This is a genomic window from Azospirillum rugosum (genome assembly GCF_017876155.1).
Taxonomy (GTDB): domain Bacteria; phylum Pseudomonadota; class Alphaproteobacteria; order Azospirillales; family Azospirillaceae; genus Azospirillum; species Azospirillum rugosum.
Window position 1 is genome coordinate 90,197 of the sequence record NZ_JAGINP010000013.1, and the last position, 22,712, is coordinate 112,908.

Annotated in this window: 21 protein-coding genes; 9 read left to right on the plus strand and 12 right to left on the minus strand. The window is 70.1% G+C overall.

Going from position 1 to position 22,712, the window contains the following annotated elements; all coding sequences use genetic code 11:
- Positions 1-20: 20 nt before the first annotated feature.
- The 5 genes from J2851_RS18315 to J2851_RS18335 are packed head-to-tail and all read left to right on the plus strand — an operon-like array spanning position 21 to position 5,422.
- Positions 21-1,259 (plus strand): glycosyltransferase family protein, encoded by a 1,239-nt coding sequence (locus tag J2851_RS18315; RefSeq protein ID WP_209767830.1) that lies wholly within the window; start codon positions 21-23, stop codon positions 1,257-1,259.
- A gap of 2 nt (positions 1,260-1,261) precedes the next feature.
- On the plus strand, positions 1,262-2,545 hold the full coding sequence (locus J2851_RS18320) for a glycosyltransferase family 4 protein (RefSeq protein ID WP_209767831.1): 1,284 nt from the start codon (positions 1,262-1,264) through the stop codon (positions 2,543-2,545).
- Positions 2,546-2,590: 45 nt separating this feature from the next.
- Entirely contained in the window at positions 2,591-3,571 is a 981-nt protein-coding gene (locus J2851_RS18325; RefSeq protein ID WP_209767832.1) for a GGDEF domain-containing protein, read from the plus strand.
- A gap of 40 nt (positions 3,572-3,611) precedes the next feature.
- Positions 3,612-4,844 (plus strand): glycosyltransferase family 4 protein, encoded by a 1,233-nt coding sequence (locus J2851_RS18330; protein WP_209767833.1) that lies wholly within the window; start codon positions 3,612-3,614, stop codon positions 4,842-4,844.
- Positions 4,841-5,422 (plus strand): histidine phosphatase family protein, encoded by a 582-nt coding sequence (locus tag J2851_RS18335; RefSeq protein ID WP_209767834.1) that lies wholly within the window; start codon positions 4,841-4,843, stop codon positions 5,420-5,422. The genes J2851_RS18330 and J2851_RS18335 overlap by 4 nt, the downstream gene beginning before the upstream one ends.
- 138 nt (positions 5,423-5,560) lie before the next feature.
- Here the strand turns inward: J2851_RS18335 and xth are convergent, their stop codons facing one another.
- Both xth and J2851_RS18345 read right to left on the minus strand, forming a co-directional pair.
- Positions 5,561-6,355 (minus strand): exodeoxyribonuclease III, encoded by a 795-nt coding sequence (xth, locus tag J2851_RS18340; protein ID WP_209767836.1) that lies wholly within the window; start codon positions 6,353-6,355, stop codon positions 5,561-5,563.
- Between the two features lie 10 nt (positions 6,356-6,365).
- Positions 6,366-7,049 (minus strand): fumarylacetoacetate hydrolase family protein, encoded by a 684-nt coding sequence (locus tag J2851_RS18345; RefSeq protein WP_209767837.1) that lies wholly within the window; start codon positions 7,047-7,049, stop codon positions 6,366-6,368.
- A 449-nt stretch (positions 7,050-7,498) separates the two neighbouring features.
- Between J2851_RS18345 and J2851_RS18350 the strand changes: the two genes are divergently transcribed.
- Complete coding sequence (locus J2851_RS18350) at positions 7,499-8,005, plus strand: MarR family winged helix-turn-helix transcriptional regulator (RefSeq protein WP_209767839.1); 507 nt, start codon at positions 7,499-7,501, stop codon at positions 8,003-8,005.
- Positions 8,006-8,087: 82 nt separating this feature from the next.
- Here the strand turns inward: J2851_RS18350 and J2851_RS18355 are convergent, their stop codons facing one another.
- Complete coding sequence (locus tag J2851_RS18355) at positions 8,088-8,849, minus strand: gamma-glutamyl-gamma-aminobutyrate hydrolase family protein (RefSeq protein WP_209767840.1); 762 nt, start codon at positions 8,847-8,849, stop codon at positions 8,088-8,090.
- Between the two features lie 306 nt (positions 8,850-9,155).
- Here J2851_RS18355 and speD point away from each other — a divergent pair, with 306 nt between their 5' ends.
- Together speD and speE are read left to right on the plus strand one after the other, a co-directional pair.
- Positions 9,156-9,602 (plus strand): adenosylmethionine decarboxylase, encoded by a 447-nt coding sequence (speD, locus tag J2851_RS18360; protein ID WP_246500752.1) that lies wholly within the window; start codon positions 9,156-9,158, stop codon positions 9,600-9,602.
- Positions 9,599-10,450, plus strand: a complete 852-nt coding sequence (gene speE / locus J2851_RS18365) for a polyamine aminopropyltransferase (RefSeq protein WP_209767842.1) — start codon at positions 9,599-9,601, stop codon at positions 10,448-10,450. Before speD ends, speE begins: the two co-directional genes overlap by 4 nt.
- A gap of 122 nt (positions 10,451-10,572) precedes the next feature.
- On the opposite strand, the gene J2851_RS18370 is transcribed toward speE, so the two are convergent.
- The 5 genes from J2851_RS18370 to glnK form a co-directional block, all read right to left on the minus strand.
- Positions 10,573-11,193 (minus strand): HdeD family acid-resistance protein, encoded by a 621-nt coding sequence (locus J2851_RS18370; RefSeq protein ID WP_209767843.1) that lies wholly within the window; start codon positions 11,191-11,193, stop codon positions 10,573-10,575.
- Between the two features lie 186 nt (positions 11,194-11,379).
- Positions 11,380-12,057 carry a LolA family protein gene (locus tag J2851_RS18375; RefSeq protein ID WP_209767844.1) on the minus strand — a complete coding sequence of 226 codons (678 nt, stop codon included), beginning with the start codon at positions 12,055-12,057 and terminating at the stop codon, positions 11,380-11,382.
- Between the two features lie 228 nt (positions 12,058-12,285).
- Entirely contained in the window at positions 12,286-14,847 is a 2,562-nt protein-coding gene (locus tag J2851_RS18380) for a DNA translocase FtsK (protein WP_209767845.1), read from the minus strand.
- Positions 14,848-15,035: 188 nt separating this feature from the next.
- Positions 15,036-16,268 (minus strand): aminotransferase class I/II-fold pyridoxal phosphate-dependent enzyme, encoded by a 1,233-nt coding sequence (locus tag J2851_RS18385; protein WP_246500753.1) that lies wholly within the window; start codon positions 16,266-16,268, stop codon positions 15,036-15,038.
- A gap of 344 nt (positions 16,269-16,612) precedes the next feature.
- On the minus strand, positions 16,613-16,951 hold the full coding sequence (glnK, locus tag J2851_RS18390; RefSeq protein WP_209767847.1) for a P-II family nitrogen regulator: 339 nt from the start codon (positions 16,949-16,951) through the stop codon (positions 16,613-16,615).
- A gap of 313 nt (positions 16,952-17,264) precedes the next feature.
- On the opposite strand from glnK, the gene J2851_RS18395 reads away from it, so the two are divergent.
- Positions 17,265-18,515, plus strand: a complete 1,251-nt coding sequence (locus J2851_RS18395; RefSeq protein WP_209767848.1) for a UbiH/UbiF/VisC/COQ6 family ubiquinone biosynthesis hydroxylase — start codon at positions 17,265-17,267, stop codon at positions 18,513-18,515.
- 117 nt (positions 18,516-18,632) lie between these two features.
- Here J2851_RS18395 and J2851_RS18400 read toward each other — a convergent pair whose 3' ends face one another.
- From J2851_RS18400 to J2851_RS18415, 4 genes are read right to left on the minus strand one after another with little or no spacing between them, the layout of a single operon-like run.
- Positions 18,633-19,823, minus strand: coding sequence for a sensor histidine kinase (locus J2851_RS18400; RefSeq protein ID WP_209767849.1), 1,191 nt, complete (start codon positions 19,821-19,823; stop codon positions 18,633-18,635).
- 50 nt (positions 19,824-19,873) lie between these two features.
- On the minus strand, positions 19,874-20,422 hold the full coding sequence (gene thpR / locus J2851_RS18405; protein ID WP_209767850.1) for an RNA 2',3'-cyclic phosphodiesterase: 549 nt from the start codon (positions 20,420-20,422) through the stop codon (positions 19,874-19,876).
- A gap of 29 nt (positions 20,423-20,451) precedes the next feature.
- Positions 20,452-21,495, minus strand: coding sequence for an NADP(H)-dependent aldo-keto reductase (locus J2851_RS18410; RefSeq protein WP_209767851.1), 1,044 nt, complete (start codon positions 21,493-21,495; stop codon positions 20,452-20,454).
- Between the two features lie 28 nt (positions 21,496-21,523).
- Positions 21,524-22,711: an FIST signal transduction protein gene (locus tag J2851_RS18415; protein WP_209767853.1), complete on the minus strand. Its 1,188-nt coding sequence runs from the start codon at positions 22,709-22,711 to the stop codon at positions 21,524-21,526.
- Position 22,712 lies beyond the last annotated feature (1 nt).

Consider the following 22,712-nt stretch of genomic DNA (forward strand, 5'->3'; position numbering starts at 1 on the left):
ACACGAGAGGAAGGAAGCTCATGAGTGAACGTCCGACCTCGGGCCGCGTGCTCATCTACAGCCACGACACGTTCGGGCTCGGCCATCTGCGCCGCTGCCGCGCCATCGCGCATGCGCTGGTGGAACGCTACAACAACCTGTCCGTGCTGATCCTCTCCGGGTCGCCCATCGTCGGCAGCTTCGACTTCCGGACGCGGGTGGACTTCGTGCGCATCCCCGGCGTGATCAAGCTGCGCAACGGGGAATACACCGCGCTGAACCTGCACCTGGACATCGACGAGATCCTGGGCATGCGGGCCTCGCTGATCCGCCACACGGCGGAGATCTACCAGCCCGACCTGTTCATCGTGGACAAGGAGCCGCTGGGCCTGCGCGGCGAGGTGCGCGAGACGCTGGAGGACCTGAAGCGCCGCGGCGTGCCGCTGGTGCTGGGCCTGCGCGACGTCATGGACGAACCGGCCCTGCTCGCCCCGGAATGGGAGCGCAAGAAGGTCCTGCCGGCGCTGGAAAACCTGTACGACGAGATCTGGGTCTACGGCCTGCCGCAGGTCTGCGACCCGCTGGAAGGCATCGAGGTGCCGCAGTCGGTGCGCGACAAGATGGTCTACACCGGCTATCTGCACCGCACCGTGCCGCCCGCCGTTCCGCACGGCGCCGGCCTGCCGGAGGAGCCCTACATCCTGGTCACCGCCGGCGGCGGCGGCGACGGGGAGGCGCTGGTCGACTGGGTGCTGCGCGCCTACGAGAGCGACCCCGGCATCCCCTACCGCGCCGTGCTGGTCTTCGGTCCCTTCATGCAGCCGGATTTGCAGGCGGAGTTCATGGCCCGCGCCGAGGCGCTGGGCAAGGTGGAGGCCACCGCCTTCGAGTCGCGGATGGAGCGGCTGATGCAAGGCGCGGTCGGCGTGGTCGCCATGGGCGGCTACAACACCTTCTGCGAGATCCTGTCCTTCGACAAGAAGGCGCTGATCGTTCCACGTGAAACGCCGCGGCGGGAACAGACCATCCGCGCCGCCCGCGCGGAGGAGCTGGGGCTCGTCTCCGTCCTGATGGACGACGGCGTGCGCGACGCCGGGGCCATGGCGGCGGCGCTGCGCCGTCTGCCCTGGCAGGCGCCGCCCTCCGCGGTGGTCGTGCCGGGCCTGCTGGACGGGCTGGAGAGCGTCAACCGCCTCGCCGGCCGTCACCTGCCGGTGCACAAGGCGACTTGCGTCCCCGCCAATGTCGAGCCGATCCGCCGCTTGGCCGCCGGGGAGTGAGCGTGACCGTCGCCGTCATCGTCAAGGGCTGGCCGCGCCTGTCGGAGACCTTCATCGCGCAGGAGATCCTGGGGCTGGAGCAGCGCGGGTTGCGTCAAGTCCTCGTCAGCCTGCGTCAACCGACGGACAAGGCGGTGCATGACCTGAACCGCCGCATCAAAGCCCCCGTGACCTACCTGCCGGAATACCTGCACCAGGAGCCGGCGCGGGTGCTGCGCGCGCTGGCCGCGGCGCGGCGCCGGCCGGGCTGGCGGGCGGCGCGGGCCGCCTGGATCGCCGACCTGCGCCGCGACCCCACCCGCAACCGGGCGCGCCGCTTCGGCCAGGCCTGCGTGCTGGCGGCGGAGCTGCCGGCCGACGTCACCTGGCTGCACACCCATTTCCTGCACACCCCGGCCAGCGTCGCCCGCTACACGGCGCTGCTGACCGGCCTGCCCTGGAGCTTCTCCGCCCACGCCAAGGACATCTGGACCTCGCCGGCGTGGGAGTTGCGGGAGAAGCTGGCCGAGGCGCGCTGGGGCGTCACCTGCACGGCGCTGGGCCACGCCCATCTCCAGGCGCTGGCGCCGGAGCCCGGGCGGGTGGAGCTGCTGTACCACGGCCTCGACTTCGCCCGCTTCCCCGACCCGCCGGCGTCCCGGCCGGCGCGCGACGGCTCCGACCCCGCCGACCCGGCGATCCTGCTGTCGGTCGGCCGGGCGGTGGAGAAGAAGGGCTTCGACCTGCTGGTCGACGCGCTGGCCCGGCTGCCCGCCGGGCTGCACTGGCGCTGGGTCCATGTCGGCGGCGGCGACCGGCTGGGCGCGCTGAAGGAGCAGGCGGCCCGGCTCGGTCTGTCCGACCGGATCGACTGGCTGGGGGCGCGGGCGCAGGACGCGGTCATCGCCCAGTACCGCCGCGCCGATCTGTTCGTGCTGCCCTGCCGGACCGCCCGCGACGGCGACCGCGACGGGCTGCCCAACGTGCTGATGGAGGCGCAGTCCCAGGGGCTGGCCTGCCTGTCCACCCGCGCCGCCGCGGTGGCGGAGCTGATCGAGGACGGCGCCACCGGCCGGCTGGTGCCGCCCGACGATGCCCCGGCGCTGACCGCGGCGCTGGAATCGCTGATCTGCGACCCGGCCGGGCGCACGGCCCTGGGCGCGGCGGGGGCGGCGCGCGTGCGGCGGGATTTCGGCTGCGACTCGGGCATCGACCGGCTGTTCGCCCGCTTCACCGGCGGGGATGGTGTCCACTATGGGCGTATGTCTTTTGTGGGGGCTGCGGCCTGTTGCGCGTTGCACGGCTGACCGTCGCGCGATAGTGTGTGGCTGCTGCGCCACCTACGCGACATCATGGCCCTCACCTCCGAAACCGGCGCTCCGGCCCTCCTCAACTTTTTCGAGTTGGACGACGATGCCGACGCCGTCGTCACCAGCCATGAGCTGTCGGTCACGCGCAGCAAGCTCGGCGACCTTCTCGACCTGCTGCCGGCCGGCCTGCTGATCCACCAGGAGATGGGCATCGTTTTCGCCAACCAGGAGGCGGCGCGCATCCTGGGCCTGGGCGGCGACGCGCTGATCGGGCGCCACTTCCTCGACTTCGTGGAGGATGCCGATACGGAGGCCCAGCGCGCGGCCTTCCTGCGCTGCCTGAAGGGGCGTGAACTGGTCCGCTCGCAGGACGGCGTCATCCTGGCCGTGGACGGGCGGCGCACCAGCGCGCAGGTCAGCATGTCGCCGCTGCCCTGGGACGGGCTGCCGGTCATCTACGTGCTGATCAACGACGTGACCGCCCTGAAGGAAAGCGAGGAGCGGCTGCGGCAGCTGTCGATCACCGACCCGCTGACCGGCGTCTTCAACCGCCGCCATTTCTTCGATGTGGCGGAGCAGGAGCTGGCGCGCGCCCGCCGCTACGGCCGGGCGATCAGCCTGCTGGCGCTGGACATCGACCATTTCAAGCGCATCAACGACACCCACGGGCATGCCGTGGGGGACGAGGCGCTGCGCCTGTTCGCCGACGCCTGCCGCGGCATCCTGCGCAGCAACGACCTGCTGGGCCGCATGGGCGGGGAGGAGTTCGCCATCCTTCTGCCGGAAACCGACATGGCCGGCGCCCGCATGGTGGCGGAGCGCATCCGCAGCCGCACGGCGGAGCTGGCGGTTGCTTCCGGGACCGGTGACGTCAGCATTACCGTCTCCATCGGCGTGTCCTCCTGCCGGTCGGGCGAGCGGTCGGTGGACGCCATGCTGTCCTGCGCGGACGAGGCGCTGTATCTTGCGAAGGCGGCGGGCCGGAACCGCGTGATCGCCGCGGCGGACGCGCTGGCTCTCTGAGCGCCGCCCTGTCGTCGCGGAACGGAGTGCCTGGGCGGGCATGCGCATCGCCTTCTACGCGCCCTTGAAGGCGCCGACCCACCCGGTGCCCTCGGGCGACCGCCGCATGGCCCGGCTGCTGATGGCGGCACTGGAGGCCGCGGGGCACGAGGTGACTCTGGTGTCCACCCTGCGCAGCTGGGACGACGGCCGCACCCCCGGCCGGGCGGAGCGCTTGGCCGCGCTCGGCGCGCGCTGCGCCGACCGGCTGGCCGCGCGCTGGGAAAAAGGGGCGCCGCCGGACCTCTGGTTCACCTACCACCTCTACCACAAGGCCCCGGACTGGATCGGCCCGGCGCTGTGCCGGCGCTTCGGCCTTCCTTACGTGGTGGCGGAAGCCTCCTTCGCGCCCAAGCGCGCCACCGGCCCTTTCGCCCCCGGCCACCGCGCGGCCGAGGCGGCGATCCGCCAGGCCGCCGCGGTCGTCACCCTCGCCGGCCACGACGCGGAGGGCGTGCTGCCGCTGCTGGAGTCGCCGGACCGCCTCGTCCGCCTGCGCCCCTTCGTCGAGACCGCCCCCTTCGCCGCCGCCGCCGAGCAGCGCGACCACCACCGCGCGGACTTGGCGGCCCGTTACGGCCTCCCCCTGGACGCCCCCTGGCTGCTCGCCGTCGGCATGATGCGCGGCGGCGACAAGGAGCGGTCGTACGGGATTTTGGCGGAGGCGATGGCGCTGCTGACCATGCCCCCTCCCCAACCCTCCCCCGCTTCGCGGGAGAGGGGGCCTGACTCCCTCCACCGCCAAAGGCGGGGGAGGGTTGGGGAGGGGGCAAGCGACTTGGCCTCGCCACACCTCCTCATCGTCGGCGACGGCCCCGCACGGCCGCGCGTCGAGTCGCTCTTCGCCGGAATGCTTGTCCATTTCCTCGGCCAACAATCCCTCCCCGACCTTGCCGCGCTGTACGCCGCGGCCGACCTGATGGTCTGGCCGGCGGTGAACGAGGCCTACGGCATGGCGTTGCTGGAGGCGCAGGCCGCCGGACTGCCGGTCGTCGCCGGGCGGACGGGCGGCGTGCCGGACGTGGTGCGCGACGGTGTCGGCGGCCTTCTGCCGCCGGTCGGCGACGCCGCGGCCTTCGCCGCCGCCGCCCTGTCGCTGCTCCGCGACCCCGACCGCCGCCGGGCCATGGGGGAGGCCGCGCGCCGAGTCGCCGCCGAGGAGCATGATTTCGCCACCGCGGTGCGGGACCTGGACACTCTGGTCCGCCGCATCGCGCATACGGGAGCACCATGACCGAGCTGATTATCCTGCGCCACGGGCCGACCGCCTGGAACGCCGCCGGCCGCATCCAGGGCAGCGTCGACGAGCCGTTGTCCGACGCTGGCCGTGCCCGAGTCGCAACCTGGCGTTTGCCGGCCGACGTTCTGGCCTATCGCTGGGTTGCCAGCCCGAAGCGCCGCGCCTGGGAGACGGCCCAACGGCTCGGCCTCGCCCCCGAAGCGGAACCCCGGCTGGTGGAGATGAACTGGGGGGAGTGGGAAGGCCGCCTGCTGGAGGATCTGCGGGCCAGCGGCGCCCTGACGGCGGAGCGGGAACGGCTCGGCCTCGACTTCCACGCGCCGGGCGGCGAGAGCCCGCGCGACGTCCAGAACCGCCTGAAGCCCTGGCTGGCGGAGGTCGCGGCGGACGGCCGGCCGACCGGGGCCGTGGCGCACAACGGGGTGATGCGTGCGCTCTACGCGCTGGCGACGGGCTGGGACATGGTCGCCAAGCCGGCGCACCGCCTGACCGACGGCTGCTTCCACCGCTTCCGCATCGCCGCGGACGGCACGCCGAGCGTGGTGGCGATGAACGTGCCGATGGTGGAATAAATCCCCTCTCCCCTCTGGGGAGAGGGTTAGGGTGAGGGGGCGCCCGCAGGGCGTCTCAGCACTGCAATGAGCGTGCGTATCCGGCCTGCGGCCGCCCCCTCATCCCAACCCTTCTCCCCGGAGGGGAGAAGGGCTTTGCTACACATCCAAATCCACGATCACCGGCACGTGGTCGGACGGTTTCGGCTCCCAGCCGCGGGCGTCGCGGAGGATTTGGTAGCCCTTCAGGCTGTCCTTCAGCGGCGGCGTCACCCAGACATGGTCCAGCCGCCGGCCGCGGTCCGACGCCGCCCAGTCCTTCGCGCGGTAGCTCCACCAGGTGTAGAGCTTCTGATCGGGCGGAACGAAGTGGCGCACCGCGTCCACCCAGCCGATGGAGGACTGCATCGCCGTCAGCTTCTCCACCTCGATGGGCGTGTGGGAGACGATCTTCAGCAGCTCCTTGTGGCTCCAGACGTCGTGCTCCAGCGGCGCGATGTTCAGGTCGCCGACCATCACCATCCGCCGTTCGGGGCTGCGCTTCGTGGCCCACCACTCGGTCATTTCGTCCACGAACTGAAGCTTGTGGGCGAACTTGTCGTTCTGTTCCGGGTCCGGAATGTCTCCGCCCGCCGGGATGTAGACGCTGTGCAGCTCGATGCCGCCCGGCAGCTCGGCGATGGCGTGGCGGCAGTCCTGCTTGTTGCACCAGTGCTGCACGTCGCGGGAGACGAAGGGCTGCTTCGCCAGGATGGCGACGCCGTTGTAGCTCTTCATCCCGTGCACGTGGGCGTGGGTGAAGCCCTTCTCGGCCAAGGGTGCGAACGGGAAGTCCGCGTCCACGACCTTGGTTTCCTGCAGGCAGATCACGTCGGGCTGCGCCTCGTCGATCAGGCGCAGCAGCAACTCCATCCGCATGCGGACGGAGTTGATGTTCCAGGTGGCGATGCGCATCCGCCCCGCCTCAGCCGATCGTGATGGTGATGGTGCCGACGCCCTCAACGGCGCCCTCCAGCGTGTCGCCGGACACCACGGCGCCGACGCCCTCCGGCGTGCCGGTGTAGATCAGGTCACCGGGCTGAAGCTCGACCAGGCCAGACAGATAGCTGATCGTTTCGGAAACGGACCAGATCAGGTCGGACAGGTCGCCCCGCTGGCGCTCGGCGCCGTTCACGGACAGCGTCACCGCACCTTTGTCCGGATGGCCGATGTCGGCGGCGCGGCGGATCGGGCCGCAGGGGGCGGACTGGTCGAAGCCCTTGCCCATGTCCCAGGGCTTGCCCTCCTTCTTGGCCGCGTTCTGCAGGTCGCGGCGCGTCATGTCCAGCCCGACGGCGTAGCCGTAGACGTGGTCCAGCGCGCTCTCCACCGGGATGTCGCGGCCGCCTTTGCCGATGGCGGCGACCAGCTCGATCTCGTGGTGCAGGTTGGCGGTCTTGGGCGGGTAGGGGATGGTGCTGCCCTCGGGGACGATGGCGTCGGCCGGCTTCATGAAGAAGAAGGGCGGCTCGCGGTCCGGGTCGGCGCCCATCTCGCGCGCGTGGGCGGCGTAGTTGCGGCCGACGCAGTAGATGCGGCGGACCGGGAAGGGATCGCCGCCGACGACCGGGACGGTGGGCTGGGTCCACAGGGGAATGGCGTAGGCCATGGCGCGCCTCTTGTCAGGGTTGGGGCTTAACGGATTCAGGGCTTGGGCATTCCAGAAACTCAGGGCCAAACACCTATAGGAAAGCGGGCCGGCCACCAAGCCTCGCCACAAAGCTTGGTCGACCCCGCGGACGATTCGCGCACGAGCGGGCCTGATTTGAGTGGAGCGCAGACGCGAAGACGCCCGGTCTGGGGGGGACCGGGCGTCGGAAGCTCCTGTTCGGATCCCGTCGATGGCAGGGGAAGACCACGGGCGGGCAACCACGTCAGGCATAGCCCTGCGGGAGGGGGACGCGGTCACTTCTTGGAGGTAGAGGTGGCCCCGGTTTCGTACACAACCAATGCGTAGAGCGAATACGTGCTATGCAAATGAGGCGGATTGAGTTGTTCTTGCTGACAAAAGTAGCACCTGCCTTCATTTTATCCGACCAATAGACAAGTCAATAAAGCATGGCCCTCCCGTTGACAGACATCGACCGCTCCACCCCCGGGGACCGGCGCAGCCGCCAGCGCCCCGGCAAGTCCGGAAGGATGGCTCTCGGCCCGCTGCCGGAGCTGGTCGGCTACAACCTGCGCAAGGCGCAGGTGGCCGTCTTCCAAAGCTTCCAGAACGCCGTTGCGCCGCACGACATCACGCCGGGCCAGTTCGGCGTGCTGATCATGATCAAGGAGAACGAGGGTCTGTCGCAGTCCGACCTCGGCGCTGCGGTGGGCATCGACCGTTCCACCATGGTCGCGGTGATCGACCGGCTCGAGTCGCGCGGCCTCGTGATCCGCGCGCCGTCGCCGAACGACCGCCGGTCCTACGCCCTGCGCCTGTCGCCGGAAGGCGAGAAGCTGCTGGACGAGCTGATCCCGCGCATCGAGGCCCACGACAAGGCGATGGTGAAGGACCTCTCCGAGGAGGAGCAGGGCCAGCTCATCGATTTCCTGCGCCGCATCTCGCGCGCCGGCTGACCCTTCCGCCGCCCCCGTCTCACGCCGGTGTGCCCGTCCGTTGCGGGCACGCCGGCCTTGCGGATCTTCCCCCGCCGGTCGCTCAGGCGATGCGGCGGTGCGCCCGTTCGACCGCGGCCGCGCCGAAGGCGCGCAGCAGCGCCGCCGACAGCGGGTTCTCCCAGAAGCGCCATTCCGGGTGCCACTGCACCGCCAGCGCGAAGGCCGGCGCGCCGGCCACCCGCACGGCTTCGACCAACCCGTCCTGTGCGGTCGCCTCCACCACCAGCCCATTCGCCAGCCGGTCGATGCCCTGCCCGTGCAGGGAGTTGACCCGCACCTCCGCCGCTCCGCCCGCCAACCCCGCAAGCACGCCGCCGGGCGTCAGCCGCACGGTGTGCGCCGGCCCGTACTGGACAGCCAGCGGCGTCCGCTCGTCCTCGCGGTGGTCGTCGTAGCCGGGGATGCTGTGCACGGACTGGTGCAGCGTGCCGCCCAGCGCGACGTTCAGCTCCTGGAAACCGCGGCAGATGCCGAGCAGCGGCACCCCCATCTCCAGCGCCGCGCGGATCAGCGGCAGGGTGGTGTCGTCGCGCTGCGGGTCGTGCAGCGTGCCGGGCTCGCTCGGCGCGCCGCCGTAGCGGTGCGGCTCCAGGTTGGACTTGCTGCCGGTCACCAGCAGGCCGTCCAGACGTCCCGCCACCTCCTCCATGTCGAGCGCGGTGCCCAGCGCCGGGATCAGCAGCGGCATGCCGCCGGCCCCGTCGGACACGGCCCGCACATACTTGTCGCCGACGACGTGGAAGGGGTGCTCGCCCATCATGCGGGCGCAGGCGGGAACGCCGATCAGGGGTTTGCGGTTCATGTGCGGTCTGGCTCCGGCGCGGGAACGGGACGGTTCGCCGAAAGATTATGCGCGGGAGGAGGGCGTTTCGCCAGAGGTCGCGCCCGCGTCAAAAAGCATGGGCGGCAAAAACAGAAGCTGGGGGGAAGTTTTGTGTTGAATCGGGGGGCGATTTGCCTCATATGCCGCCCCTCTCCGCGGACCCCGCGGAACATCTGCTGATGGGGGAGAACGATGGCGAAGACCGCTTCTCTCTTCCAATTGGGGATGGACTTGGGAAACGCTCCAAGGAAAGCCCAAGCGGAAGGCCAAACCGCCCAACGTGACATGGCCGAACGGCAACTGCCCGAACGGGCCAACGTCACGACGGGGCCTTGGAAGGACTCCCAGGATGACCGCAAGGACCATTTCATCGCGCGCGATGGGAAGGTCTATGCCGGCACGCACCTGATCGTCGATCTCTGGGGTGCGGAGCGGCTGGACGAGTTGGACCATGTCCGCGCCGCGCTGGTCGAGTCGGTGGAGGTCGCCGGGGCGACGCTCCTGCACATCCACCTGCACCACTTCACGCCGAACGGCGGCATCTCCGGCGTGGCGGTGCTGGCCGAGTCGCACATCAGCATCCACACCTGGCCGGAGCGCGGCTACGCGGCGCTCGACATCTTCATGTGCGGCGACGCCCAGCCCATGAAGGCCATCCCGGTGCTGGAGCGCGCCTTCCGCCCGGCGACGGTGAAGTGCGACGAACTGCTGCGCGGCGAAACCGGGTCATGACGGACCCGTGGTTCAACGAGACGCTCTACCCGGATGTGGCCCAGCGGTTGCGCATGGGCCGCGTCCTCTTCCGCGACAAGACCGACCTCCAGGACCTGGTGATCTTCGAAAACCCGGTCCTGGGCCGCGTCATGGCGCTGGACGGGGTCGTCCAGACCACGGAGGGGGACGAGTTCGTCTACCACGAGATGCTGACCCATGTGCCGATCCTGGCGCATGGGCGCGTCCGCCGCGTGCTGATCGTCGGCGGCGGCGACGGCGGCATGCTCCGCCGCTGCCTGGAGCACCGGGACGTCGAGCGCGTCACCATGGTGGAGATCGACCGCAGCGTGGTCGACCTGTCCATCCAGTATCTGCCGTCGATCAGCGCCGGGGCGTTCGATGACCCGCGCGCCGAACTGGTGATCGCCGACGGCTGCGCCTTCGTGAAGGACACCGACCAGCGCTTCGACGTCGTCATCGTCGATTCGACCGACCCGCATGGCCCTGGGGCGGTGCTGTTCACCGAGTCGTTCTACGCCGACTGCAAGGCGCGCCTGACGCCCGGCGGCGTGCTGGTCACGCAGAACGGCGTGCCCTTCCTCCAGCCCGGCGAGCTGAAGGACAGCCACCGGCGGCTGGGCCGGCTGTTCGCCGACGCCGGCTTCTTCGTGGCGCCGGTGCCCAGCTACTACGGCGGCTTCATGGCCTTCGGCTGGGCGACCGACGATCCGGCGCTGCGCCGCCAGACGGCCGACGCCATCCGGCCGCGCTTCGCCGCGGCGGGGCTGAAGACCCGCTACTACACCCCCGACATCCACGCCGCCAGCTTCGCCCTGCCGGCCTTCATGCAGGACGCGCTGCGCTGACCCGGTGATGTGACCCGTAGACCCGTAGGTTGGGTGGAGCGCCAGCGCAACCCAACACAGGTGCCGTTGCGACGATGTTGGGTTGCGCCTTCGGCTCCACCCAACCTACGCGGTCTACGCCGTCATTCCGCCGGGACGGCGGTGCCGTGGTCGCCGTGGTGCATGTGGTCCTGGTGGCAGCGGCGCAGCCGGAAGGCGGTGACCAGCGCCAGCACGCCGAAGGCGATCATGTAGCCCGCCACGCTCCAGGCGATGGCCAGCAGGCCGAAGGCCGGCATCACCCACATGCCCAGCCCGAACAGCACGGACAGGGCGCCGGCGATGCCCCAGGCCCATTTGCCATGGCTGCGGTGCATGCGCCAGGCGCTCATGATCTCGGCGAAGCCGGTGACGACGGACCAGGCGGCGACCAGCCAGACCAGGGCGAACAGGCTCGCCGCCGGCCATGCCACGGCGATCACGCCGGCGATCAGGCTGACCACGCCCTCCAGGATGAAGGGCAGCCAGCGCTCGCTCGCGCGGGCGGCGCGGATGCCGCCGACGATGGCGAAGACGCCGTCCACCAGCAGGTAGGCGGCCAGCAGGATCGCCAGGGTCGCCACGGTCACCCCCGGCATCAGGAAGCCGAGCAGCCCCAGCAGGACCGCGACGACCCCGCGCAGGGCCAGCGCCCACCAGTTGCTCGCCAGCCGATCGTTCATGCCCTGGATCCGCTGGGCGTCATAGACCCGTGCTTCGGCCATGGCCTGCCTCCCTCCGCCTGTTCCGGTGCGACTCGCACTCAGGGATTCTGGTGCAGCGCACCCAAGCGGCAACGGGGCCGGACGGTCCGGGCCGTGGGAAGAAGGGGGAGGACGCCCCCGGATGATCCGGGCCGGTGGCGAAATTGGACTCCGGGATCAGGGACTCCGGGATCAGGGATTGCGGGATCAGTTCCCGCGCCCGTACTCCGACCCCTTCTTCGGCTCGACGAAGTAGAACAGGTTGCGGTCGAACTGGACGTCGTTGCGGGGGTTGAGCAAGGCCACCTCCGTCGTCAGCCCCTGGGCGTCCAGGACCCGCCACTTGCGCAGCTGGAAGGGCCGGTCCTCGAAGACCAGCGTCAGGGTGCCCTTTCCGGGGTCCTTGCTCTCGGTCAGGCTGACCTCCACCACGCCCGGCGCCTGGTAAACGCCGGTCACCATGACGTCGCCGCTGAGATGGATGTCCTTGCGCAGGATGAAGTCGGCGAGCGTCGAGCCGATGGGCGCGCTCGACTGCTGCCGCATCTCCCCGTCCCAGTAGAAGATGAAGCTGCCGTCGGCGACGACGAAGTCCTTCACCGGCGGGTCGTACTCCAGCCGCATGCGGCCCGGCCGCGACAGGTAGAAGGTGCCGGTCGTCTGCTGGCCGTTGGGGCTGATCTGCACGAACTTGGACTGCAGCGCGCGGACGCCGTTCAGGTACTCCTCGACGCGCGCGACGATGGACTGCTCCTGCGGGGACAGGGCGGCGGCGCGGGGTGCTGCGGCCTGCGCCGGGGCGGCCGTGACGCCTGCGGCGAGGGCGATGGACAGGACGGAAGCGGCGAGGATGCGGCGAAGAAAGGTGCGGCGAAGGGTCTTCATGGTCCCAGCTTCTACGGAACGTTCCGGGCGGAAATAGGGCGTGCGAGGAGCGGATCCAAGGCGGTTAACTCTCCCTCTCCCGGCCTGTTGGCGCCCAGGATATCCGTCATCCCCGCGAAGGCGGGGATCCAGGGCAAGGCGGCAACGTCTCGGGATGCCCTGGATTCCCGCCTTCGCGGGAATGACGGTTGCTGTTGGCCCAACTGGGGGCGGGAGAGGGGAGACGTGCTACTCCTCGATGTTCCGCGCCAGGACGTCGCGCTTGCCGGCGTGGTTGGGCTTGCTGACGACGCCCTCCGCCTCCATGCGCTCGATCAGGCGGGCGGCGGAGTTGTAGCCGATGCGCAGCTGGCGCTGGATGAAGCTGGTCGACGCCTTGCGTTCGCGGCAGACCACCGCCACCGCCTTGTCGTAGAGGTCGTCGCCCGACCCGCCGCCGGCCCCCGCACCGCCGTCGTCCAGCGCGGCGAGATCCTCGTCGTCCTCCTCGGTGATGGCGTCGACGTAGGCGGGCTCGCCCTGGGTCTTCAGGTACTTCACGACATGCTCCACCTCCTGGTCGGAGACGAAGGGGCCGTGCACGCGGGTCACGCGGCCGCCGCCGGCCATGTAGAGCATGTCGCCCTGGCCCAGCAGCTGTTCGGCGCCCTGCTCGCCCAGGATGGTGCGGCTGTCGATCTTGGAGGTGACCTGGAAGCTGATGCGGGTCGGGAAGTTGGCCTTGATCGTGCCGGTGATGACGTCCACCGACGGGCGCTGCGTCGCCATGATCAGGTGGATGCCGGCGGCGCGGGCCATCTGGGCCAGGCGCTGGATCGCCGCCTCGATGTCCTTGCCGGCCACCAGCATCAGGTCGGCCATCTCGTCCACGATGACCACGATGTAGGGCAGCTCCTTCAGGTCGAGCGGCTGCTCCTCGAAGATCGGCTTGCCGGTGTCGGGGTCGAATCCGGTCTGCACGCGCCGGGTCAGCGACTCGCCGTCCGCGCGGGCCTCGCGCAGGCGGGCGTTGTAGCCCTCGATGTTGCGCACGCCCAGCTTGGACATGTTGCGGTAACGGTCCTCCATCTCCCGCACCGTCCACTTCAGCGCGACGACCGCCTTCTTCGGGTCGGTCACCACCGGCGACAGCAGGTGCGGGATGCCCTCATAGACCGACAGCTCCAGCATCTTGGGGTCGATCATGATGAAGCGGCAGCGGTCGGGGGCCAAGCGGTAGAGCAGCGACAGGATCATCGTGTTGATGGCGACCGACTTGCCCGAGCCGGTGGTGCCGGCGACCAGCAGGTGCGGGAAGCGGGCGAGGTCGGCGACGATCGGCTGGCCGCCGATGTCCTTGCCCAGCGCCAGCGACAGCTTGCCGGCGTTCTTGTCGAAGGCGTCGGCGGCCAGCAGCTCGCGCAGCAGCACGGTCTCGCGCTTGGCGTTGGGCAGCTCGATGCCGATGACGTTGCGGCCGGGCACCACGGCGACGCGCACCGACACGGCGCTCATGGAGCGCGCGATGTCGTCGGCCAGGCCGATGACGCGGGACGACTTGGTGCCGGGCGCCGGCTCCAGCTCGTACAGCGTGACGACCGGGCCGGGGTGGACCTTCTGCACCTCGCCGCGCACGCCGAAGTCGGACAGCACGCCTTCCAGCTTCACCGCGTTCTCGCGCAGGGCGGCCTCGTCCACCTTCTCCCCCCGGCTGCCGGTGGGGACGACCTGGAGCAGGTCGAGCGGCGGCAGCTCGTAGCCGTCGTCCTCCTCCAGGTGCAGCGCGGCCTGGCGCGGCACCTCGCGCGGTTTCGGCTCCGCCGACTTCGGCTTGGCAGCGCCGGGCGTCACCACGGACACGGAGCGCGACTTGTCGTCGAAGCGCGGCTCGATGGCCGGTTCGGTGCGCCCGGCGGCCCGGCCGCGCGAGAGGGCGCGCAGGGAGACGCCGTCCTCCTCGTCGTCCGCGAAGGCCGGCGCGCGGCGGCCGCCGCGCTCCGCGTCCTTGCCGTCGGCCAGGTTCGGCTCGCGCCGGGCGACGTCGCCGAGGCGGCGCGTGGCCCCCTTCACGGCACCCGCCACGGCCCCGGACACAGCCGCATCGCCGCGCGTGCGCATCAGCGAGGCGCCGGCGCGGGCGCCCCGGGACAGCCCGCCGAACAGGCGCCCGACCGTCCCGCCGAGCTGGCGCAGGCTGGCCGCCCACTCGCTGATCGACAGGCCCATGGCGATGAACAGGATCAGGCCGCCGAAGGCGCCGGCCGTGGTGGCGACCACCGGCTGGCCGCCGCCGCCGAACAGCATGTTGCTGACCCCGTCCAGCAGCACCTTGCCGAAGCTGCCGCCGGGGCGGATGTGCAGCGGGTCCATGTCGTCCGGCACCGCCCAGCCGGCCAGCAGCATGGCGATCAGCAGCACGCCCCAGACCAGCAGCACGCAGCGGAACAGCGGGTGGCGGATGTTCTTCTGCAGGCTGAGCCGCCAGCCCCAGGCCATCGGCGCCAGCGCCAGCAGATAGGCGGCCCAGCCCAGCGACTGGATCATCAGGTCGGCCAGATAGGCGCCGAACAGGCCGAACAGGTTCTGCACCTTGGCCCCGGTGGCGGGCACCGAGTTCCAGGACGGGTCATGCTCGCTGTAGCTGCCGAGGATGACCATCAGGACCAGCCCGACGATGCCGAACGCGAAGCCCGCCAGCTCGCGCGCCCGCGCCACCACGAAGGCGCGCGTGGCGGGCGAGAAGAAGGGCGGCTTCTCCGACCGTCCGGAGGTTTTGCCGCTTCCGCTGCGGGGGCTTGCGGGTCGTGCCATGGGCGGGGGGTCCTGATGTGCTGGTACCGAGACTCCTTCTCCCCTCCGGGGAGAAGGTTGGGATGAGGGGGCGGCCGCAGGCCGGAAACGCACTGCAAGGAGCCTGCGTTTTCCGCCCTTCGGGGGCCCCCTCACCCTAACCCTCTCCTACCCTTTTTCAGGGCGGGGAGAGGGGACAAGTGGGGTCCTTACCCCAGAATCCGCGCGATGGCGGCGCAGGCGTTGGCGACGGTTTCGGTGTCGTTCACCAGCGCCACGCGGATGAAGCGGTCGCCGGGGTTCGGCTCGCCCGGGTTGCTGCGCGACAGGTAGGCGCCGGGCAGCACGCGGATGGCGCCCTCCGCCCACAGGCGGCGCGTCGCCTCCTCGCCGTCGCCGACGTCCAGCCACAGGAAGAACCCGCCGGCCGGCCGGTAATAGCCGAAGCGTCCCTTCAGCGCGGCCTCCGCCGCGTCGAACTTGGCGCGGTAGAGCGCGCGGTTCTCCTCCACATGCGCCTCGTCCCGCCACAGGGCGGCGCTGGCCGCCAGCACCGGCAGCGGCATGCCGGCGTTGGAGTAGCTGCGCACACGGGAAAAGCGCGACACCAGCTCCGGGTCGCCGGCCACGAAGCCGGAGCGCAGGCCGGCGGCGCTCGACCGCTTGGACAGGGAATGGAAGACCAGCAGGTTCGCCCACGGCTTCCCGCCATGGTCGAGGCCGGACGCGACCTGGAGCGCGCCGACCGGCGGCCTGTCCAGGTAGATCTCGGCGTAGCACTCGTCGACCGCCAGGATGAAGCCGTACTCCCGCGCCAAGCCGATGGCCTTCTTCAGGTAGGCGGCGTCGGCGGCGGCCCCCTGCGGGTTGGCCGGGGTGCACAGGTAGAACAGCGCCGTCCGCTCCAGCAGCTCCGGCGTCAGCGCGTCGAGGTCGGGGAGGAAGCCGCTCTCCCGCGTCGCCGACAGGAACACCGGCTCTGCCCCGGCCAGCAGGGCGGCCCCCTCGTAGGGGGCGTAGAAGGGGTTGGGCATCAGCACGGCCGGCTGCTTACCGGCCTTGGACGTCGGCACGGCCAGCAGGGCCAGCAGGAACAGAGCCTCCCGCGTGCCGGAGACGGGCAGGACGGACTTGTCGGCGTCGAACAGCCCGGCGGGCAGGGCGTAGCGGCGCGTCAGCCAGTCGCCGACCGCGGCGCGGAACTCCGGCGTGCCGCCGACCGGCGGGTACTTGCCCCAGAGGTGGGCGTTGGCGCGCAGCGTTTCGTCGATGATGGCCGGCGGCTGGTGCTGCGGCTCGCCCACCGACATCAGGATCGGCTCGACGTTGGCGCGCGGCGTCACGCCGGACAGCAGGGTCGCCAGCCGGGTGAAGGGATAGTCGGACAGCCGGTCGAGCCGGTCGTTGACGAGTGCGAAGGTGCCGAGGTCCGGAATGGACATGCCGCCGAGAATCCTTCCCATCAGTTTGGCCCAAATTGCGGGCATCATGCCCGGCCGAACGGGCAGCTGCGCCCATACGGCGTGACCCGTACGAATCGGAAACATCCTACCGGCGGTGGAGTCCCCGCACAAGGGAACAAAACCGGACAATGAGAAGCAATGGGAAAAGCAAAGGCCGCGCAAACCGGCGGGTTCGCGGCGGCTGGTGAAGGATTGACGGTACCGAAACGAAGTCGCCGTCCGGCGTTCCCAAGAAGAAGTGACGGCCCCTTCGCCCCCCGCGGGCATGGCCGCGCGTTCAGGGTCCGCCGGACGGACGGACCCGGAACGAAGGGCGATGCTCCTTACAGCGCTTCGGCGTTGGTCTCGCCGGTGCGGATGCGCACGGCCTGGGCGATTTCCATGACGAAGATCTTGCCGTCGCCGATCCGGCCGGTGTTGGCGGCCTTCTGGATCGCCTCCACCACCTGCTCGTACTGGTCGTCGGAGACGGCGACCTCGACCTTCACCTTGGGAAGGAAGCTCACGGAATACTCGGCGCCGCGGTAGATTTCGGTCTGACCCTTCTGGCGGCCGAAGCCCTTCACCTCGCTCACCGTCAGGCCCTGGATCCCGAGCGACGTGAGCGCTTCGCGCACTTCGTCGAGCTTGAACGGCTTGATGATGGCCATAACCAGTTTCATGTCGCTTCCCCTTAAAGCGTGTGTGCCGGCCTTAACGGTCGCTCGTTTGGTTGGTTGCTCCTCCCGTGCGGGAGGAACAGCCCGAACATGCATCGAGCGTGTTCGCCTCGACCGCAAAAATCAACGGTTTCAAAAATCGTGCCGGTTGCGGACGCGATGCTTTACCGGCGAATCCGTCTCAAGCGGCGCAGCCTTAGGCAGAAGGTGATGAAATTTTGTGCATTCGAGCACCCGCGACGTCCCGCCACTGGACATCCGACCGCGGGGGGACGATTGTTCCGATCCGCGTACACTTATGGAAGGCAGCGTCATCATGACCGATTCGGGCAGCACCGCAGCGCAGGAGATCACGACCGAGGTTGTGGTGCTGGGCGGGGGGCTCGCCGGGCTCAGCATGGCGGCGGCGCTCGCCACCGCGGGCGTGCCGGTGGTCTGCATCGACCGCGACAGCCCCGACCACCACGCGGCCGACGGCTTCGACATCCGCACCACGGCGATCGCCTACGCCTCCATGAAGGTGCTGGAGGGGGCGGGCGTGTGGAAGCATATGGAGCAGCACGCCGGCCCGATCCTGGACATCCGCGTCGCCGACCAGTTCTCGCCGCTGTTCGTGCACTACGACCACACCGACCTGACGGTGGACGGCAAGAACCAGCCCTTCGGCTGGATCCTCGACAACAAGGACATGCGCCGCGCCCTGTTCGCCCGCGCGGCGGAGCTGCCGGGCCTCACGCACCTCGCCCCCGCGCAGGCGACGAAGATCGAGCGCTCGCGCAGCGGTGCCTCCATCACGCTGGCCGACGGGCGGGTGGTGAAGGCGCGGCTGGTGGTCGGCGCCGACGGCCGCCGGTCCCTGGCGCGGGAGAGCGCCGGCATCCGGGTGCGCCGCTGGGCCTACGACCAGACCGCCATCATCTGCACCATCCGCCATTCGGAGCCGCACAACGGCGTGGCGGTGGAGCATTTCATGCCGAACGGCCCCTTCGCCGTGCTGCCGATGACGGAGAACCGCTCCTCCATCGTGTGGAGCGAGAAGTCGTCGCTGGCCGACATGTACGTCAAGCTGCCGGAGAACCAGTTCATCGACGAGCTGACCCGCCGCTCCGGCGGCTATCTCGGCGACATCGAGATCCTGACCCGGCGGGAGGCCTGGCCGCTGTCGGTCCTGCTGGCCGAGAGCTTCATCGCGGAGCGCCTGGCGCTGGTCGGCGAATCGGCCCACGCCATCCACCCCATCGCCGGCCAGGGGCTGAACCTGGGCCTGCGCGACGTGGCCGCGCTGGCGGAGGTGATCGTGGACGCCCACCGGCTGGGCCTCGACGTCGGCTCGCCGGAGGTGCTGGCCCGCTTCCAGCGCTGGCGCCGCTTCGACACGGTGCTGCTGGCCGCGGTGTGCGACGGGCTGGTGCACCTGTTCTCCAACAACATCCCGCCGATCCGGCTCGCCCGCGACATCGGCATGGCCGTGGTCAATCGCCTGCCGCCGCTGAAGCGCTTCTTCATGCGCCACGCCATGGGCGTGGTCGGCGAACTGCCGCGCATGATCAAGGGCGTGCCGCTGTAGGATGGGTTTTTCGTAGGTTGGGTGGAGCGCCAGCGAAACCCAACACACCCCGCGTCGCGACGATGTTGGGTTGCGGCTGCGCCTCCACCCAACCTACGGCTGCGCTTCTGAAAGACGTTAACGCACGATCAGGAAGCACACCCGGAAGGTCGTTCCCTGGTCGGCGGGCGGCCGTTCGACGGTGGCGCCGATCTGGCGGGCCAGGGCGTCGACCAGCTGCAGGCCGGACCCTCCGGGCCGCATCGGTCCCATGCCGGCGCCGTTGTCGGCGACGGTCAGGCAGCCCTGCCCGGTCACCGGGTCGGCGGTGAACTCGACCCGCACGGTGCCTTTGCCATCGGGAAAGGCGTATTTCAGGGCGTTGGTCACCAGCTCGTTCGTGATCAGGCCCAGCGACACGGCGCGCTCGTGCGACAGTTCGGCCGTGTCGACGTGCGTCTCGATGGCGATTCCGTCCCCGCGGTGCCCCAGGTTGCCGCACAGCGCCCCCAGGTAGGCGGCGACGTCGAGCGTCCCGCGGTCGGGGCGCATGGTCAGCTGGTCGTGCGCCATGCTGATGGCCGCAACCCGGTCCAAGGCGTGCTTGAAGCCGCGGATGGCCTCCGCATCCTGCTGCTTGTTCTTCTGCATCAGCAGGATGGACATGATCATCTGGAAGTCGTTCTTGTCGCGGTGCGCCAGCTCGCGCATCAGCATCTTCTGCTGCTCCAGGTCCGCCGACGCCTTGGCGACCGTCTCGGTGTGCTGCCGTTCGCGCAGCTTGTCCTTCAGGGCGAGGCCCAGGATGTTCGCCATCGCGCCGAGGAAGACGATGTCGTCCTCACTGAAGTGGCGCGGCGTGGCGCTGTCCACCTCCAGCACGCCCCAGACGACGCCGTCCAGCGAGATGGGCACGTTCAGCAACGACACGATGCCGTGCTCCTGCAAGACGTGCAGGTAGCGGAACTCCGTGCTGGCGGGCAGGTCGTCGATGCGCACGGGCTGGCGGGACTGGAAGGCGCGCCCGGCGGGCGACGCGATGTCGGCCCCCAGGGCCAGCCGGCCGACCACCCCGGGCTTCCAGCCGATTCCGGCCTCGACCAGCAGGTCGCCCTTGGTCAGGCGGTACCGCATCGCCTTGCTGTGCCCGATGCCGATCCCGCGCGCCGCCTGGACGCACGCCACCTGGAGCAGGGCGGTGAGTTCCCGCGTTTCACCCGCCATGCGGCTGAAATCGTTCAGGATGCCCTGATAGCGCCGGATCCGAGCGGCGTCCGGTTCCTTGGACGCGGGATCGCGGTCCTGGGCTGTGTCATCCGGTGTGGTCATGGTGCTGTACAACCCCGGCCGTGGGCGGCTGTTCCGGCGGCGGACGATCCCTAGCCCGGCCCCATGTCCAGCGGATACTCGCGCAGAGCCTCGTACACGGCGGCCCCCTTGCCCAGGTGGCTGCGGTACAGCGTGAAATGCTCCATCCGGATCGGGCCGGCGCGGAACAGGCCGCGTTCCTCGATGAAGCGGCCGATGCGGTCCTTGGGCGCGTCCTTCAGGCGGGCGAGCGTGATGTGGGGCGAGAACTTGCGCTCCTCCGCCGGCAGGCCGCAGCGGACCAGCGCCGATTCGACCTTGGACTGCAGGTGCGACAGGGCGTCGCTGCGCTCCACCCTGGCCCAGAGGACGCGGGCGTTCCGGCCGCTGCCGAACACGCCCACCCCGTCCAGCGTCACGTCAAAGGCCGGGGCCGAGATCTGCGACAGGGCGTCGTCGATCTCGGCCGCCTGGTCCTCCGGCACCTCGCCGATGAAGCGCAGGGTCAGGTGCAGGTTCTCCGCCTCGGTCCAGCGCGCGCCGGGGACGCCGCCGCCCAGCCCCGCGAGCCGCTGGCGGACATCCTCCGGAAAATCGAGCGCGACGAAGAGACGGATCATGGGGCCAGCGTGCCTTCAGGGGCCAGTCTTCAAGGGCATGGGTCGGGGTAACGCTCGTTCACGGCGTTCAGGTCCTTCAGCACCTCCTCCGACAGGGTGACGTCGATGGCGGCGATGTTGGACTTCAGGTCCGCCATGGTGGTCGCGCCGATCAGCGACGAAGCGACGAAGGGCTGGTGCAGCGTGAAGGCGATGGCCATCTGCGTCGGCGACAGGCCGTGGCGCCGCGCGACCTCCAGGTATTCGCGGGTCGCCGCGTCGGCGTTGATGGTGGCGTAGCGCGACTTGCGGTGGTCGATGGCGCGGCGGGTGCCCGGCGGCACTGCGCCGTCCAGATACTTGCCGGTCAGCGTCGCGGCCCCCAGCGGGGAGTAGGCCAGCAGCCCGACGTCCTCGCGCATCGCCACCTCGGCCAGGCCCTGCTCGAACGTCCGGTTCAGCAGGTTGTAGGCGTTCTGGATGGAGGCGACGCGCGGCAGGCCCTTCTGCTCCGACAGCTTCAGGAACTGCATCACGCCCCAGGGCGACTCGTTGGACAGGCCGACGTGGCGCACCTTGCCGGACTTTACCAGCTCGTCCAGCGCCGACAGCGTCTCCTCGATGGGCGTGCCGTCCTTCTCCGGCCGGTGGACGTAGGTGCGCGCGCCGAAGCGGTTGGTGGCGCGGTCGGGCCAGTGCAGCTGGTACAGGTCGATGTAGTCGGTCTTCAGCCGGCGCAGGCTCGCCTCGGCCGCGGCGAAGATGTTGGCGCGGTCCAGCTTCGACTGGCCGCCGCGGATCCAGGCGAAGCCGCCGTCGGCGCCGCCGATGATCTTGGTCGCCAGGACGACCTTGTCGCGCTTGCCGCGCGCCTGGAACCAGCTGCCGATCACCTCCTCCGTACGCCCGTACGTGTCGGCGGTCGGGGGGATGGCGTACATCTCCGCCGTGTCCCAGAAGGTCACGCCCTGGTCGAGCGCGTAGTCCATCTGTTCGTGGCCTTCGGCCTCGGTGTTCTGGCGGCCCCAGGTCATGGTGCCCAGGCCGATGGCGCTGACCGACAGGCCGGTGCGGCCGAGCGGACGGTATTGCATCAGTGTGAAGTCCTCAAGGAATCGGGGCTCAAAGAAACAGGGTCAGCACGCCCGTGTACCCGTACAGGCGATTGTGGGAAATCTCGCCGCTGGCGAAGAAACCGGCGAGCGGGATGTCGCCGAAGGTCTCGCGGATCATCGCCACCTCCTGGCTGCCGTCGCCGAACAGGCTCGGGCCGCGGGCGATGCAGCTGACGTAGATGGCCCCCTTGGGCGTGGTCTTCACGCGCTTTTTCAGGTTGGCGAGCATGCGCCGCATGTCGGCCTCGGCGCTCTGCTGGTCGCGGCGGGTGAACAGGATGGGCTGGCCGCTCTGCACCCGGTGGGCGATGGAGATCCAGCCGGCGCGCGGGTCGATGGCGATCAGGTCGCGGACCAGATAGTCGGCGGTGTCCGACCCCCGGATCGGCAGGCCGGCGAAGATGTAGCCGGACACGCGGCGCAGGTCGCGGGCCAGGATCTCCCCGATGTCCTCCTTGAAGACCTCCAGCGCCGGGCGGCCGTCGATCTCCAGGATCACGTTCTCCTCGGCCGCGGTGATGGTGCGGATCGGGCCGATGGGCGTGCAGCCCTGGCTGAGGCCGGTGGCGACCGCCAGCGTCGGCGCGAACAGCACGCCGGACACGCCGCCGTCACCGACGGGGCCGCTCACCATGGTGGCGGTGTTGCCGGGGATGGTGAACTGCGGGAACTCCGACCGGGAGGCGCTGAGCCCGCCCACCAGGAAGCCGGAGGTCGAGTCGGCCAGCGTGGTGACGAGCCCCGCGAGGTCCTGGTGCCGCGGGTCGGCGTGCACCAGCGCCAGCGACGCGCCGTGCTTGTCCAGCCAGCCGCCGGCCATGCGGCGCAGCGGCTCCAGGTCGCCGCTGATCACCGGGAACAGGCGGAAGCTGTCGGGCGGCAGGCGCGCGGCCATCACGGATATCGCCGGCTGGTCGAAGAACTCCTCGTCGTTGGCGCAGACGCCGATGCCGACGGTGCCGGCCCAGTCGCGGATGCCGGTCACCCCGCGCAACAGCGTGACGATGCTGGTCGCGTGCTCCGCCAGCGCGTCGGTGATGTAGAGGAAGCCGAGGTTGCAGCCCTCAACCGGCCCAAGCTCGTCCAGGCAGGCCTTGACCAGCGGTCCCCAGTCGGCGCCGGTGGGGTCATTGCCGGTGGCGGAAGCCGCCTTGAAAAAAACGTCAGGAACTGTGTCGCCGGCCAGGGTCGCCATG